General features: G+C 19.1%; 14 protein-coding genes, 6 tRNA genes and 1 pseudogene. 15 read left to right on the top strand and 6 right to left on the bottom strand.

Annotated features, from left to right (window positions below):
* Positions 1-28 precede the first annotated feature (28 nt).
* Positions 29-101: transfer RNA gene (locus RJT18_RS00265), tRNA-Val, on the top strand.
* 35 nt (positions 102-136) lie between these two features.
* A tRNA-Lys gene (locus RJT18_RS00260) sits at positions 137-209 on the top strand.
* Positions 210-230: 21 nt separating this feature from the next.
* Here RJT18_RS00260 and ligA read toward each other — a convergent pair.
* A complete protein-coding gene (gene ligA / locus RJT18_RS00255; RefSeq protein WP_343154825.1) occupies positions 231-1985 on the bottom strand; it encodes an NAD-dependent DNA ligase LigA in 1755 nt (584 codons plus the stop codon).
* A 240-nt stretch (positions 1986-2225) separates the two neighbouring features.
* Between ligA and RJT18_RS00250 the strand changes: the two genes are divergently transcribed.
* From RJT18_RS00250 to crr, 3 genes are read left to right on the top strand one after another with little or no spacing between them, the layout of a single operon-like run.
* Positions 2226-2483 (top strand): HPr family phosphocarrier protein, encoded by a 258-nt coding sequence (locus tag RJT18_RS00250; protein ID WP_343154824.1) that lies wholly within the window; start codon positions 2226-2228, stop codon positions 2481-2483.
* Positions 2484-2536: 53 nt separating this feature from the next.
* Positions 2537-4183: a phosphoenolpyruvate--protein phosphotransferase gene (gene ptsP / locus RJT18_RS00245; protein WP_343154823.1), complete on the top strand. Its 1647-nt coding sequence runs from the start codon at positions 2537-2539 to the stop codon at positions 4181-4183.
* A 55-nt stretch (positions 4184-4238) separates the two neighbouring features.
* Positions 4239-4742, top strand: a complete 504-nt coding sequence (gene crr, locus RJT18_RS00240) for a PTS glucose transporter subunit IIA (protein WP_343154822.1) — start codon at positions 4239-4241, stop codon at positions 4740-4742.
* 169 nt (positions 4743-4911) lie between these two features.
* Here crr and RJT18_RS00235 read toward each other — a convergent pair whose 3' ends face one another.
* A complete protein-coding gene (locus RJT18_RS00235) occupies positions 4912-6165 on the bottom strand; it encodes a tRNA CCA-pyrophosphorylase (RefSeq protein ID WP_343154821.1) in 1254 nt (417 codons plus the stop codon).
* Positions 6166-6330: 165 nt separating this feature from the next.
* Positions 6331-7362, bottom strand: coding sequence for a tRNA (adenosine(37)-N6)-threonylcarbamoyltransferase complex transferase subunit TsaD (gene tsaD, locus RJT18_RS00230; RefSeq protein ID WP_343154820.1), 1032 nt, complete (start codon positions 7360-7362; stop codon positions 6331-6333).
* 147 nt (positions 7363-7509) lie between these two features.
* On the opposite strand from tsaD, the gene rpsU reads away from it, so the two are divergent.
* From rpsU to rpoD, 4 genes are all read left to right on the top strand, one after another.
* On the top strand, positions 7510-7725 hold the full coding sequence (rpsU, locus tag RJT18_RS00225) for a 30S ribosomal protein S21 (protein WP_343154819.1): 216 nt from the start codon (positions 7510-7512) through the stop codon (positions 7723-7725).
* A gap of 67 nt (positions 7726-7792) precedes the next feature.
* Entirely contained in the window at positions 7793-9127 is a 1335-nt protein-coding gene (dnaG, locus tag RJT18_RS00220) for a DNA primase (RefSeq protein ID WP_343154818.1), read from the top strand.
* Positions 9128-9129: 2 nt separating this feature from the next.
* Complete coding sequence (locus tag RJT18_RS00215) at positions 9130-9531, top strand: hypothetical protein (protein WP_343154817.1); 402 nt, start codon at positions 9130-9132, stop codon at positions 9529-9531.
* Positions 9532-9593: 62 nt separating this feature from the next.
* Positions 9594-11426 (top strand): RNA polymerase sigma factor RpoD, encoded by a 1833-nt coding sequence (gene rpoD / locus RJT18_RS00210; protein WP_343154816.1) that lies wholly within the window; start codon positions 9594-9596, stop codon positions 11424-11426.
* A gap of 87 nt (positions 11427-11513) precedes the next feature.
* Here rpoD and argH read toward each other — a convergent pair whose 3' ends face one another.
* The 3 genes from argH to RJT18_RS00195 all read right to left on the bottom strand — a co-directional run bounded on the left by argH (position 11514) and on the right by RJT18_RS00195 (position 15175).
* A complete protein-coding gene (gene argH, locus RJT18_RS00205; protein WP_343154815.1) occupies positions 11514-12884 on the bottom strand; it encodes an argininosuccinate lyase in 1371 nt (456 codons plus the stop codon).
* Between the two features lie 68 nt (positions 12885-12952).
* Positions 12953-14188: an argininosuccinate synthase gene (locus tag RJT18_RS00200; RefSeq protein WP_343154814.1), complete on the bottom strand. Its 1236-nt coding sequence runs from the start codon at positions 14186-14188 to the stop codon at positions 12953-12955.
* A 90-nt stretch (positions 14189-14278) separates the two neighbouring features.
* The gene (locus tag RJT18_RS00195; RefSeq protein ID WP_343154813.1) at positions 14279-15175 is read right to left on the bottom strand and encodes a methylenetetrahydrofolate reductase; all 897 of its coding nucleotides are present in this window, start codon (positions 15173-15175) and stop codon (positions 14279-14281) included.
* A 226-nt stretch (positions 15176-15401) separates the two neighbouring features.
* Here RJT18_RS00195 and RJT18_RS00190 point away from each other — a divergent pair.
* The 6 genes and pseudogenes from RJT18_RS00190 (at position 15402) to nusG (ending at position 16785) form a co-directional block, all read left to right on the top strand.
* A tRNA-Thr gene (locus RJT18_RS00190) sits at positions 15402-15474 on the top strand.
* A gap of 41 nt (positions 15475-15515) precedes the next feature.
* A tRNA-Tyr gene (locus RJT18_RS00185) sits at positions 15516-15597 on the top strand.
* Positions 15598-15620: 23 nt separating this feature from the next.
* Positions 15621-15692 (top strand) — tRNA-Gly (locus tag RJT18_RS00180).
* 18 nt (positions 15693-15710) lie between these two features.
* Positions 15711-15782, top strand: a tRNA-Thr gene (locus RJT18_RS00175).
* 112 nt (positions 15783-15894) lie between these two features.
* Complete coding sequence (secE, locus tag RJT18_RS00170) at positions 15895-16245, top strand: preprotein translocase subunit SecE (protein ID WP_343154812.1); 351 nt, start codon at positions 15895-15897, stop codon at positions 16243-16245.
* Between the two features lies 1 nt (position 16246).
* Positions 16247-16785: pseudogene (nusG, locus tag RJT18_RS00165) on the top strand (transcription termination/antitermination protein NusG).
* The last annotated feature ends 7 nt before the right edge of the window (positions 16786-16792 follow it).

Here is a 16792-nt window from a genome sequence, read left to right as displayed (position 1 = left end):
ATAATAATAAATTATTAGTTATTTTTATAGGTGATTAACTCAGTTGGTAGAGTACCTCCTTTACACGGAGGAAGTCGTCGGTTCAAATCCGGCATCACCTAAAAAATTTATTTATTAACTTTTACTATTAAAATATGGGTTGTTAGCTCAGTTGGTAGAGCAGTTGACTTTTAATCAATTGGTCGCAGGTTCAAATCCTGCACAGCCCAAAAATTTTTTTTAAATAAAAATTAAAAAATTATTTTTAATTTTTTAGAAAATTCTATAATATATTTCATATTATTATTAATAATAAAAAAATTATATATATTATTAGATATTTTTTTTCCTATATTTTTTATTTTAATAAAATCATTATTTTTAATACAATATAAAAATTCCTCTATAGAATTAAAATTCTTAGCAATATTTTTAGAAATAGATATTCCTATTTCTGGAATTCCCAATGCATATAAAAAATTATAAAAATATATATTTTTATATTTTTTTAATTTATTTAAAATATTTATAAACGTTTTTTTTTTTAAATTTTTAATTTTTAATATTTTTTTTTCATTTAATTTAAACATATCTAATGGAGTGTTTATTATTTTTCTTTTAACTAAAATTTCAATAGTTCTAATACCTATTCCCATTATATTAAATCCATTTTTAGAAAAAAAATGTAATATTAATTTTTTTTTTTGAGATTTACAAAATACTCCATTCATGCACATATATAATTTTTTATTTTTATTTAAAACTAATTTAGAATTACAAGAAGGACAATTTTTTGGAAAAAATATTTTTTTTAAATTTTTATCATCTTTATTAAAAATAACTTTTACAACTTTTGGTATTACGTTTCCAGATCTTTTAACTAATACATCAGAACCTATATTTATTTTTAAATTTTTTATATTATCTTTATTATATAAAGATACATTTTGTACTACAACTCCAGAAAAATTTATAGGAGATAATTTTGCTACAGGAGTTATTATGCCAGTTCGTCCTACCTCAAAATTTACTTTTAATATTTTTGTTAATAAATTTTCAGTATCAAATTTAATTGCTATAGCCCATTTTGGAAATTTATTATTACATCCAATCTTTTTTTGTAAACTTATTGAATCTAATTTTATTACTATTCCATCTATATCAAAATCAATTTTATTTCTCATTAATAGACTTTTTTTAAAAAAATTTATAACATTATATTTTTTTTTACAAAAATAATTATATTTATTTATATAAAAACCAAAAGATTTTAACTTATATAACATATAATAATGACTTTTAAAATAATTGTTTGGATATACATAACCAACACCATATGCAATAAAAAATAATTTTTTATAAAAAATAAAAGAATTTTTTTTTCTTCTTAAAATTCCAGAAACAATATTTCTAGTATTTGAAAAAGATTTTTGTAAATTATTATATAAAATTTTATTTAAATTTAAAAAATTAGATTTTAATATAAAAACTTCACCTCTAACTTCTAATAGTTTTGGAACATGTTTACCTAATAATTTTTTAGGTAAATTTTTTATTACATTTATATTATTAGTTACATCTTCTCCCTTATATCCATTTCCTCTAGTAAGAGCATGTACTAATAATTTATCTTTATATAATACACTTAAAGCAACTCCATCAATTTTCAATTCACAACAAAATTTTATATTTTTTCTATTAATTTTTTTTTCAATAAAATTATAAAATTTATAAAAACTTCTTACATTATGAAAACTTTCTAATGAAAGCATAGGAGATATATGATTATATAACTTAAATTCTTTAGAAAAATTATTTCCTATTTTTTTTGTGGGAGAATTATAAAAACCATGTTCTAAAAATTTTTTTTCTAGTTTAGATAATTTTTTTAATAAAATGTCATATTCATAATCTGATATTAAAGAAATATTTAATACATTATAAAAATATTCATGTAACTCAATTTCTTTTCTTAAATTTTTAATTATATTATTAATATTGTTCATTATCTTATAAATTAAGTTTTAAAAATAGTTTAATACTTAATTATATATTTAAAATAAATATTTTATTTTTTTTTAATTATTAAATTATATATAAAAATATAAAAAATATTTATATAAATTTTTAAAGGCTTACATTTTTATTTAAAATCATGTTATTTTAAAATTAAAATATTTATTTTTTTTATGAAAATATAATAAATAAAAACTAATAATTATTTCAAAATTAATAAGAAGAAAAAAATGTTTACAAAAGAAATAAAAATTAAATTAAAAAATGGACTTCATATAAGACCAGCATCTTTATTCGTTAAAGAAGCAAAAAAATTTACTTCTAATATAACTATAACATTAGAAAAAAATACTGTTAATGCAAAAAGTTTATTTAAAATACAAACATTAGAACTTTCATATGGAAAAAAAATTAAAATAACTGCAGAAGGAAAAGATGAAAAAGAAGCAATATATCATTTAGAAAAATTTATATCAAACTTAAAATAAAAATATTTGAAAAAATATATATAATAATACAATTTAAATTTTAAAGGAAAATTATGATTTCAGGAATTATAGTTTCAAAAGGAATAGCATTAGGAAAAGCGCTATTAATAAATTTATATAAAAAAAATATTAAAAAAGAAAAAATTTCAAAAAAAAAAATAAAATTAGAAATAAAAAAATTTTTGAAATCTATAAAAAAATCAGTTAATCAAATAAAAAAAATAAAAAAATATACAGAAAAAAAAATAGGAAAGGATAAATCAGAAATTTTTGAAGGTCATATAATGATATTGCAAGATGATGAATTATCAAAAGATATAATAAATTATATAAATAAAAAATATACAGCAGAAATTTCTACAAAAAAAGTTATTAAAAAACAAATAAAAAAAATGAGGAAAATAAAAAATAAATATTTAAAAAATAGAATTATAGACATAAAAGACATAGGAAAAAGAATAATAGACAATATTTTAAATGTAAATATAAAAAAATTAAGCAAAATAGATAAAAAAGTAATTTTAATATGCAAAGATCTAACACCTTCTGAAACTTCTGAAATAAATAAAAAAAATATATTAGGTTTTATTACAGAGTTAGGAGGAGAAACATCTCATACTTCTATAATAGCAAAATCTTTGGGAATACCAGCAATAGTTGGAGTAAAAAATATTACTAAACAAGTAAAAAATAAAGATTTTATAATATTAGACAGTATAAATAATGAAATTTATATAAATCCTAACAAAGAAATAATCACATTAAAAAAAAAAATAAAAAAAAATTTTTTTAAAAATAAACAAAAATTAGAAATTTTCAAAAACTTAAAAGCTATAACCTTAGATGGAAAAAAAATAAAAATAGGAGCAAACATAAATAAAATAGATGATATTTGCCTAGCAAAAAAAAATGGAGCTCAATCCATAGGACTATATAGAACAGAATTTTTGTATATGGGTAAAAATAGACTTCCTACAGAAGAAGAACAATTCATAGTTTATAAAAAAATTATAGAAAAAATGAAAAATAAAGAAGTAATAATGAGAACATTAGACATAGGAGGTGATAAAAGTTGTAAATATTTAAACTTACCTAAAGAAGAAAATCCATTTTTAGGATATAGAGCTATAAGAATATATTCTAAAAAAATAAATATAATTAGGACTCAACTTAGAGCAATGTTAAGAGCTTCTAATTTCGGAAAATTAAAAATAATGTTTCCTATGATAATATCATTAGAAGAAATATATTTCTTAAAAAAAGAATTAAAAAGAGCTAAAAAAAAATTGAAAGAAGAAAATATTTCTTTTAATAAAAATATAAAAATAGGAATAATGATAGAAACTCCAGCTGCTGCTTTAATATCTGATTCTTTATCTAAAGAAGTAGATTTTTTTAGTATAGGAAGCAATGATTTAACTCAATATACACTAGCTGTTGATAGAGGAAATGATTTAGTTTCTCATCTATATGATCCTATGCATCCATCAGTAATGAAATTAATAAAAATGGTTGTAAAATCATCTCATAAAAATGGGAAATGGACAGGAATATGCGGTGAACTAGCAAGTAATCCTTTAGCAACAAAATTTTTAATTAAAATTGGTATAGATGAATTTAGCATTAATTCTCCTGAAATACCTAATATAAAAAAAATAATTAGAAAAAGTTATTTTAAAAAAAAAAATAAAACATTTTAAATTATTAAAAAAAAATTTTAGAATATATATTGCAATAAACATTTAGGAGAAAATAATGGGTATTTTTTCTAATATTTTTGGAAACAAAAAAAATTGTGAAAATAAACAAACAGAAATTTTTGCTCCATTATCTGGAGAAATAATAAATATTGAAAAAGTGCCAGACATAGTTTTTTCAGATAAAATTGTTGGAGATGGAATAGCAATACAACCTACAGGAAATAGTATTGTTTCTCCAGTTAATGGCAAAATAAGTAAAATATTTAATACTTTACATGCTTTCTCAATAAAATCTGATGAAGGAATAGAACTATTCGTACATTTTGGAATAGACACTATAAAACTAAAAGGTAAAGGATTTGAAAAATTTGCTAATGAAAATCAAAAAGTAAAAATAGGAGATTTGATTATAACTTTTGACTTACCAATGTTAAAAAAAAATGCAAAATCTGTTATTACTCCAGTTGTTATATCAAATATGGAAAAAATAAAAAAAATAAAAAAAATGTCAGGAAAAATTACATCAGGAAAAACTATAATAATGATTGTGGAAAATTAAAAAAACGGCACTGAAGTGCCGTTTTAATATACTATATAAAATAATATTTTAAAAAAAAAATAAAAAAAATATTTTATAATTATAATTTTTTAATATAAATTTAAAATAATTTTTAAATATAAAAGTAATATTAATAATATTAAAATAAAAAATATATTATTAATTTATATTAATATAATTTTTTATTTAAAAAAGATCTCCAATTATCTATAGATAATTCTTTTAATTCATTAATTTTTTTTTGTATTTCTATACCATTTTTAATATTTTTATTTATAGATTTAAAAGAAATAGATTTAGAAATTTTAAAAACATTTTTTAAATATTTTCCAGAAGAAATACTGTTATTAAAATAGTTTTTGTAAAAAATGTTTAAGAAATTAATATAACAATCTATTAAAATAGATAATTTTTTTACTATATTAGGATTTCTCCAAGCATTAATTTTTTTTAATAAAAATATTATTTCTTTAGAAGACTTATTATGTATATTAACTAAAAAATTTATATTTTTAATAAACATTAAAGACAAGTTTTTTATTTTATTTGGAACATTTATTCTAATAAAAAAATTGTTAATATGACCTAAAAAAATATCATAAAATAAAAATTTATTATTATTTGGAACACAAAAACAAATATTTAAAAAAAATAACTGAAAAAAAAAAGCAATTTTTATATCAATTTTGTTTGTAAATTTAGAAACATATGAAAGACCTTTGAAAATACTTTGTCTAAAAAAATATTTTTTATTTAAAAAATATAATTTTTTATTTAAGTTTAATAGACAATATATTTCAGGAAAAATTATTTCTATTAAATTACATTTAAAAAGAACTTTAAAATATATATCTGGATTCTTAGTTTTAAATGCTTTTTCTGTCTCTTGCCAAATCCTTTCTTTTTCTAGATATTTTATTTCATTTTTTATATAATCGCTAGACATTAAACATAATGTATCTTTGTATATACTAAAACCTAAATGAAACAATAATGCAGCAAATCTAGCTACTCTAAATACTCTTAATGGATCATCAGAAAAAGAACTAGATATATGTTTTAATATACATTTTTTAATATCTTTTAATCCATTAAATGGATCATAATATTTACCATTTTTGTCTTGAGCAATAGCATTAATTGTAATATCTCTTCTAGACAAATCTTCTTTTAAAGTAATATTAGAAGAAAAATTAACTTTAAATCCTTTATACCCAAAACCATCTTTTCTTTCAGTTCTAGCTAAAGCATATTCTTCATGAGTTTTAGGATGTAAAAAAACTGGAAATTTTTTTCCAACTAATTTATATTTGTTTTTTATAAAAAAATTAATGTTTGATCCAACAACTACCCAATCTCTATCTTTTACAGGTAATCTTAAAATTTTATTTCTTATGGCTCCCCCTACCAAATATATTTTCATAATTTTCTCAAAATATAATAAAATTATTGTTATACAAACAATTTTAAATTTAAACAATATTATTAATTTAGTATTAAAAAAAATAATAAATTTTTTTATTCAAATGTTTAATATAAATAAAATAAAAAAATTATATTTATAAAACATATTAAAAAATTTAAAATATTAAAAATAAATATTATTTGAAATAGATAATTTAGGAGAAAAAAATATTTTAGGTGAAGAATACATATTATTTTTAAAATAAAGCATTCCTAAATATGCAACCATAGCTGCATTATCAGTACAAAATTTTTTATCTGTAAAATGCACAAAACAATTTTTAATTTTCTTAGACATATTTATAATTTTTTTTCTTAATGTTTCATTGGCACTAACTCCTCCTGATACTACTAATGTTCTTAAATTTGTAAATTTTAATGCATCAAAACTTTTTTTAACTAGTATTTCCGCAATAGTGTTTTCTAACTCCTTAGCGATATTAAATTTAAACATATCATTAGGAACATAATCATGATTCAATATAATTCTACTAACATGAGTTTTAAGACCAGAAAAACTAAAGTTAAAATTATTACTATATAACATAGGTTTAGGAAAATTAAAAATATTAGATTTTCCAAATTTGGCTAATTCAGATAATTTTTTGCCTCCAGGATATTTTATGCCTAACATGTTAGAAATTTTGTCTATTACTTCACCAGCTGGATCATCTAAACAGTTACCTAATATCTTATACTTTCCTAAAGATTTAGCTAATATAATTTGAGTATGCCCACCAGATACTAACAAAGATAACATAGGGAACTTTGGAAAATCAAAATATTTTTTATTTAACATATATGAAAACAAATGAGATTCCATATGATTAACAAATATTACAGGAATTTCCCACAAATATGATAAAGAATTTGCTACAGTAGCTCCTACTAAAAGAGATCCTGGTAATCCAGGTCCTATTGTATAAGAAATAGCATTAATATTTTTTTTAGAGATTTTTTTATTTTTAATCAATTTATTTAATAAAATAAAAATATTTTTTAAATGCAATCTAGATGCAATTTCTGGAACTACTCCTCCATATTTAGCATGTACATCAGATTGACTAATAGTAAAACAAAAAACTACACCAACTTTATCATCGTAAACTGAAATACTTGTATCATCACAAGAAGTTTCTATTCCTAGTATTTTCATGTTTTTTAAAAAATGTTAAAATAATATAAAAACATATTTATTTAAAAAAAATATAAAATATATATTTTATAATATATACTTAATAATATTGATTTACAAACAATTTTTAAATTTTTATTTTAAAAAATATAACAAAAAGAAAAAATTATGCCAATAATTAAAATTAGAGATAATGAACCTTTTGATATAGCATTAAGAAGATTTAAAAGAGCATGTGAAAAGGCTGGTATATTATCAGAAATGAGAAGAAGAGAATTTTATGAAAAACCTACAACAATAAAAAAAAGAGCAAAAGCATCAGCAATAAAAAGATTAAAAAAAAAAATAAATAGAGAAAATTCAAGAAGAATAAGAATGTATTAAATAAAATAAATATTAAAACAAAGCCGTTCTTATAAAATAGATCGGCTATTAACAATAAATTAATAAAATGTTATATAAAATACCAAAAAGTTTTATTAACGAACTTTTAATAAATACTAATATTGTAGAATTAATAAGTTCTAAAATAAATACAATAAAAAAAGGTAAAAATTACTATTCAATATGTCCTTTTCATAATGAAAAAACTCCATCGTTTTCAATAAGTTTTGAAAAACAATTTTATTATTGTTTTGGATGTCATGTACATGGAAATGCAATAGACTTTTTAATAAATTATGAAAAAATGAATTTTATAGAAAGTATAAAAGAACTTTCTTTTTTAAATGGAATGAAAATACCAAAACAAAACATATATTTTAAAAAATATTTAAAAGAAGAAAATTTACATAATACACTTAATACAATTTCGTTAAATTATCAAAAAAATATATATAAAGAAAAAAATAAAATTGCGATAAAATATTTAAAGTATAGAGGTATAAATGAAAAAAGTATTAAAACATTTTCTATAGGATATTCTAACAATATAAAAAATGTTTCAAAAAATTATATAAAAAAAAATAAAAATTTTGTAAATAATTTAATAAAATCAGGAATTTTATATAATGAAAAAAATATTGTAAAAAATAGATTTACAGAAAGAATTATGTTTCCAATAAAAAATTTACAAGGAAAAATAAATGGATTTGGAGCAAGATCAATTTTTAAAAAAATTCCAAAATATTTGAATTCTCCAGAAACAAAAATATTCAAAAAAAAAGAAAATTTATATGGATTATTTGAAACATATAAATATAATAAAAAAATAAAAAAACTATTAATAGTAGAAGGATATTTTGATGTAATAACATTGTTTCAAAATAAAATAAAATATTCCATATCAATATTAGGAACTTCAATAAATACAAATATTATAAAAAAATTATTTAATATTTGTAATACTTTAATATATTGTTATGATGGAGATAATGCTGGGAAAATAGCCTCATGGAAAACTCTAGAGATATCTTTGCCATATATAAAAGATGAAAATGTATTAAAATTTATATTTCTCCCTAAAGGAGAAGACCCTGATAGTATTATAAAAAAAGAAGGCATAAAAAAATTTAAAAATAGAATAAAAAATGCTGTTCCAATGTCAAAATTATTATTTAAAAAATTACTAAAAAAAAATAATTTATCTAATCCTGAAGAAAAAACTAAATTTAGCATAACAGCTATTTCCATGATAGAAAAAATACCAGGAAAAACAATAAAATTTTTTTTAAAAAAAATATTAGGAAATAAATTAGGAATATTAGAAATAAATGAATTAAGTGAATATAAAATAAAAAAAAAAAATATAGTATCCTCAAAAAAAAAAAAAAAAATATTAGTATAAAAATGTTAATAGGATTACTAATACAAAATCCAAAATTATATAAAATGATTCCTAACAAAATAAAAAATCTAAATAATAAGAATATATTAGGATTAAATATAATCCTAAAAATAAAAAAAATATGTAAAAAATATAAAAAAGTAAATACTGGTCAAATTTTAGAATTATATAGAAATTCAAAAAAATATTATATAATAAAAAAAATGTCTATTTGGAATCATATGATATATAAAAAAAAAATAAAAAATGTATTTTTGGATTTAATAAAAAACATATTTAAAAAAGACTTAGAATTTAAACAAAATTTTTTAATAAACAAAGAAAGACATAAAGGTTTAACAAAAAAAGAAAAAATAAAACTATGGAAAATAAATAAAAAAATATTTAAAAAATATAAAAAATAAAAAATATTTAAAAATTTTGTATACTAAATTATTAATATTTTTATAATTCTGGAAATTATACCATGAAGAAAAATAAAAAATATAAACTAAAACTTCTTATTACTCATGGAAAAGAGAAGGGATATTTAACTTACGAAGAGATAAATGATCATCTTCCATCATATTTATCTAATTCTAATAAAATATATAATATTATAAAAATAATAAATGAAATGGGAATACAAATTATAGACAAAAATCAAAATTTAGAAAATATAACTTTAAATCAAAGAAATAATTTAATATCAAGAGAAAATATTACAGAAGAACAAGTACAAGAAATTTCAAATTCTGATTCAGATTTAGGAAAAACAACAGATCCTGTAAGAATGTACATGAGAGAAATGGGAACAATAGAATTATTAGATAGAAAAGGAGAAATAAAAATAGCAAAAAAAATAGAAAAAGGAATAAACCAAATACAATCAACTATAGCAGAACATCCAAAATCTATTAAAAATTTTTTATATCAATATGAAAAAGTTAAATCAAAAAAAATAAAATTGTCAGAAATAATAACTGGTTTTATAGAAAAAAAATATAAATATAATAATGAAAAAATTCCTCTTTCAATAAATATAATAGAATCAGAATTTATAAAAAAAAATGAAAATAAATATAATAAAAATATAGAAGATGAATATGAAGAAAACATTATTGATTTAGAATTAGCAAAAAAAAAATTTAATAAATTAAAAAAACAATATAAAAAAATAAAAAAAATAAAAAATAAAAAAAATGTCGAATATATCAGATCAATAAAAAAATTATCAAAAATATTTAATCAATTTAAATTAACTCCAAAACAATTTAAAAGTTTAGTTAATAATCTTAAAAACATAACTAAAAGAATATTGATTCATGAAAAAATAATAATAAATATATGCATAAAAAAATGTAAAATACCAAAAAAAAATTTTTTTAAATTATTTAAAAAAAAAAAAATAAGTTTTATAAATATAATAAATTCTATCAAAAAAAATAAAAAATGGTTAAAAAAAATAGAAAAATTCAAAAAAGAAATAAATGAAATTATAAAAAAATTAATAATAGTAGAAAGAAAAACAGGTTTATCCATAAATCAAGTAAAAAAAATTATTAAAAAAATATTTTTAGGAGAAAAAAAAGCAAAAGAAGCTAAGCAAGAAATGGTAGAAGCAAATTTAAGATTAGTAATATCAATAGCTAAAAAATATACTAATAGAGGTTTACAATTTTTAGACTTAATACAAGAAGGAAACATAGGTCTAATGAAAGCTGTTGATAAATTTGAATATAGAAGAGGATATAAATTTTCTACATATGCAACATGGTGGATAAGACAAGCAATTACTAGATCTATTGCAGATCAAGCAAGAACAATTAGAATACCAGTACATATGATAGAAACAATAAACAAATTAAACAGAATATCAAGACAAATATTACAAGAAATAGGAAGAGAGCCTACTCCAGAAGAACTTTCAGAAAAAATGTTAATACCAGAATATAAAATAAGAAAAGTATTAAAAATAGCAAAAGAACCTATATCTATGGAAACACCAATAGGAGATGATGATGAATCTCATTTAGGAGACTTTATAGAAGATACAAATCTAGAATTACCTTTAGAATCTGCTACTTCAGAAAGCTTAAAAAATGTAACAAATTTAGTTTTATCTGGACTTACTACAAGAGAAGCAAAAGTATTAAGAATGAGATTTGGAATTGACATGAACACAGATCATACATTAGAAGAAGTAGGAAAACAATTTGATGTAACTAGAGAAAGAATAAGACAAATAGAAGCCAAAGCTTTAAGAAAACTAAGACATCCTAGTAGATCAGAAATATTAAAAAGTTTTTTAGATAATTAAAATACTAAATATTTTATATTTTTTTCAAATAAATAAAGCTTCCTAGTTATAAAAAATTTTAATAGGAAGCTTTGTTTTAAAAATATTTTATATTCTTTTTTTTGCTAATTTAATACTGTTTAATACTTGATTTTTAGAAGTACCACCAATAGAATCTTTTCTATCTAAAATTTTATTTATAGAAATATATTCATATACATCTTTTTCAAAAAAATTACTAAAAGATTTTAATGCAGAAATACTAATTTGATTTAAATATTTTCTTTTTTTTATAGCATATAAAATTATATTACCAACAATTTCATGAGAATTTCTAAAATTTAATCCTTTTTTAACTAAATAATCTAATAAATCTGTAGCATTAGAATAACTATTCTCTAAAGATTTTAAACAACTATTAGAATTTACTGAAACATTTTTAAAAACTAATGCAATCATATTTATACAATTTTTCCAAGTATTTACAGAATCAAATAAATGTTCTTTATCTTCCTGCATATCTTTATTATAAGACATAGGAATCCCTTTTAACATAACTAATACACTTATTAAAGATCCATATACTCTACCGCATTTTCCTCTTATCAATTCTAAAACATCTGGATTTTTTTTTTGAGGCATTAATGAAGATCCTGAAGATATTCTATCAGACAATTCTATAAAATTTGCTTCAGAAGTATTAAAAAAAATTAAATCTTCACATAATCTTGATAAATGCATCATTCCTATAGAAATACAAGATAAAAATTCTACTACATAATCTCTATCAGAAACACTATCTATACTATTTTTAGTAATATTCGAAAAAAAAGTATCTTTAGCTATTTTATATCTATCTATTTTATATGAAACTCCAGAAATAGCTCCAGATCCTAATGGACAAAAATTAAGAGTTTTTAATAAATTATTTAATCTAATTTTATCTCTATTTATCATTTCATAATAAGATAAACACCAATGTGAAAAAAGTATTGGTTGAGCTATTTGCAAATGAGTATATCCAGGCATAACAACATCTATATATTTTTCTGATAAATATAATATATTTAATTGAACTTTTTTTAAACATAAAATTAATTCTTTTACTGAAATTTTACACCACATTTTTAAACTTGTAGTAATTTGTTCATTTCTACTTTTACCAGTTCTTAGTTTTTTTGCAATTTTACCTATTCTAGAAATTAATTCTTTTTCTAACCATGTATGAATATCTTCACAATCACTTTTTAAAATAATATCAAAATTATCTTTTACATCATTTTTTATTTTATTCAAACAATTTTCTATAGATTTTTGTTCAAATTTATTAATTATTTTTGTATATAATAAAAATTTAGACCAAGCTATTAAGGAAATTATATCTTGTTCAACTAAAACATGATCAAAATATAAAGATTTATTGAAATTTAAAAAATCATTATTAGAACTCTTATTAAATCTTCCACCCCATAAAAACATAAAAAATTCCTATATAAATCTTTAATAACATTAAATAATAATTTTATTTAAAAATTAAATAATGTTAATTATTTTTTTAGTTTAATATTTTTTTTTTTTATAGATCTTACTAAACATGGCATAGTAAACAATTTTATGAACCCATTTGCATCACTATGTTTATAAGAAAAATTACTATCATTAAAAGTAGAAAATTTTTTTGAATATAAAGAATTTATAGACTTTCTTTTTAACACAACTATATTACCTTTATATAATCTTATTAAAACAGTTCCTGTTATAAAATTAGAAAAAAATTTTATATTTTTTTTTAAAATTTCCCCAAAAGGTGTAAACAATTTTCCATCATATATTAAATAAGAAAATTCTGATCCTATAATATTCTTCCATCTTAAACAATCTCTATCTAATACTAATTGATCTATAGATTGCACTATTTTAGAAATTATAGTCCCTCCTGGCGTTTCATAACAACCTCTTGATTTTATTCCTACTAATCTATTCTCTATAAAATCAATTCTTCCTATTCCATGCGCAGATCCTAATTTATTTAATTTTTTAAAACTTTCCAATAAAGAAAATTTTTTATTATCTATACTTTCTATATATCCATTCAACATTTTTATTTTCAAATATTTAGGTTTTTCTTCAGATTCTAATGGATCTTTAGTTAAAGACCATATATCTTTTTTTTCTGAAGAATTCCAAACATCTTCCAATAATCCACCTTCTGTAGAAACATGAAATATATTTTCATCTTTACTATAAATTTTTTTTTTATTATAATTTGTTTTTATACCCTTAATTTTTAAATATTTTATTAAATCAATTCTAGATTTAAAATTCCATTCTCTCCATGGAGAAATTATTTTTAAATGAGGAGCTAAAGATATATAAACACTTTCAAATCTTATCTGATCATTTCCCTTTCCTGTAGATCCATGACATAATGCATCAGCATTAATTTTAATTGCTAATTCAACTTGTTTTTTTGCTATTATTGGTCTTGCTATAGCTGTTCCTAATAAATAATTATTTTCATAAATTGATCCAGATTGAAGCAGTGGATATATATAATTTTTTATAAATTCCTTTCTTAAATCTTCTATATAACATTCACTAGCACCTGAAGAAATGGCTTTTTTCTTAATATTGTTAAGATCATTTTTAGATTGCCCTATATTAGCAACAAAAGCTATTACTTCAGATTTATAATTTTCTTTTATCCATGGTATTATTACAGAAGTGTCTAAACCTCCTGAATAAGCTAAAACTACTTTTCTTATATCTTTAACTATTTTCATAATATATTTTTAACCCAAAATTTAAAATTTTTATATAATATATAAAAAATATTAAAAATTTATTTTTTAAATAAATATTATATATTTTTATTATATAATATTATTAAAATTATTTTTCTTAATTTTCAATAAATAACTTATAGAAAAAACAATATCAGATCTATTCAAAGTATAAAAATGAAAAGATCTAACTCCTTCTATAAATAATTTATTTACAATGTTCATTAATATTATACTACTAATTATCTTACAAAAATTAGAATTATTTTTTATAGAATCAAAAATATTATAAATATATTTAGGAACTGAAACATTTGTAAGACTAGCAAATTTTTTTAATTGAAATAAATCATATATAGGTAATATACCAGGAACTATTTCTTTTTTAATTCCAGCAGAAAAACATTCATCTCTAAATTTAAGATAACTATCTGTGCTAAAAAAAAATTGTGTAATAGCTCTATTAGCTCCATTATCAAATTTTTTTTTTAAATTGTATATATCTTCTTTTTTATTTTTAGATTCTGGATGAATTTCAGGATATGCAGCAACAAAAATTTTAAAATCTTTTATTTTTTTTAGTTCATAAACAAAATCTGAAGCATTAAAAAAAATACTATTTAATTTATTAGAAAAATTATCTCCTCTCAATGCTAATATTTTTCTAATTCCTAAATTCCAGTAATCAATTGCAATATTTCTTATTTCTTCTTTAGAATATCCTAAACATGTAAAGTGAGGTACAATTTCTATTTTATGTTTTTTTTTAATTTTTTCTATTAAATTAAAAGTTTTATAATTTCCACCATAATTTTGACTACAAGTAATAGAAAAAAAATCAGGATTTGTTTTACTTAGTTTTAAAAAACTATTTTTAAATTTTTTCTTAGAAATATTATTAGAATATGGAAACATCTCAAAGGAAATATTTACTTTATTTTTAAAATTTATATAATTTTCATACATATACTCTATTTCATTATTCATATTTTTATACATTTAGAAAATTAAATTATTATATTAAAAATAATATCATAAAAAAATATTATAATTATTATTATAAAAAATTTTATATTAAAAAGTTAAAATAAAATTAAAATTTTTATATAATATATAAAATATATTAAATAATATAATTAATTCTTTACATTAAATAAAAAAAAAAATATAATATTTCAGAATATATGTAAAAATTTGCTTTAAAAATATATTAGCCGGCTTAGCTCAGCAGGTAGAGCAACTGATTTGTAATCAGTAGGTCACCAGTTCAATTCCGGTAGCCGGCATATTAATTTATGAAACTGTTTTTATTAAAATAAAATTTTTAGGTGGGATTCCCGAGCGGTTAAAGGGAGCAGACTGTAAATCTGCCGTCTAAGACTTCGAAGGTTCGAATCCTTCTCCCACCAAAATTTTTTCATATTTTAAAAAAGCAGGCATAGTATAATGGTTATTACTTTAGCCTTCCAAGTTAATAATGCGGGTTCGATTCCCGCTGCCTGCTATATAATAGTTTTTAAAAGCTGATATAGCTTAGTAGGAAGAGCACGCTCTTGGTAAGAGTGAGATCCCAGTTCAAATCTGGGTATCAGCAATTATATAAAAATAAAATATTTTTATTAATATAAATTTTTTTTAAATTTATTTATTTTTTATATTATATATTTTAATTATTATTTAATATATTAATAAAATTTAAAAATACTATGAAAAAAAAAAATAAAATATTTATAATAATGTTATTTTTATCTTTAGAAATTTTGTCTATATTATATTTCTATATAAATAGAAACTTAAAAAGTAAAATAATATTTTTAATTTTTTCTTCTTTTATATCACTATATTTAATAAAAAATATAATAAAATATTGCAATATACTAAAATTTATAAGAGAAACTAAATTAGAGTTAGAAAAAATAGAATGGCCAAAAAAAAAAGAAATATTTTATATATCTATAATAATAATATTTTTAACTACTATAATATCAATTGTTTTATGGATAATAGATAATATATTATTTTATATAATATCAAAAATTATTTACATAAGGTTATAAAATGAATTATGAGAAAAAATGGTATGTAATTCAATCTTTTTCAGGATTAGAAAATAAAGTAGCTGATTTAATAAAAAAACATATTAAAATAAATAATGTACAAAAAATGTTTGGTGAAATAATGATACCAACAGAAGAAGTTATAGAAATAAAAAATGGAAAAAAAAAAAAAGTGAAAATAAATTTTTTCCAGGATATATATTAATAAATATGGTAATGAACGATGAAAATTGGCATATAATAAGAAATGTGCCAAAAGTATTAGGATTTATAGGAGGATCTCCAGAAAATCCTATACCAATCAAAAAAAAAGATGTAGATGATATAATAAAAAAACTTAAAAAAATAGAAAATAAACCAAGACCTAAAATATTATTTGAGCCAGGTGAAACAATAAGGATAAAACACGGACCATTTTCAGATTTCAATGGTATAGTAGAAAATGTAGATTATGATAAAAATAGATTAACAGTTTCTGTATCAATATTTGGAAGATCTACACCTGTAGAATTAAATTTTTCTCAAATAGAAAAAATGTAAAAATTAA

The organism is Buchnera aphidicola (Pseudoregma panicola) (assembly GCF_039376655.1).
Classification (GTDB): Bacteria; Pseudomonadota; Gammaproteobacteria; order Enterobacterales; family Enterobacteriaceae; genus Buchnera_G; species Buchnera_G aphidicola_C.
This window is presented reverse-complemented; position numbering and strand designations above follow the sequence as displayed.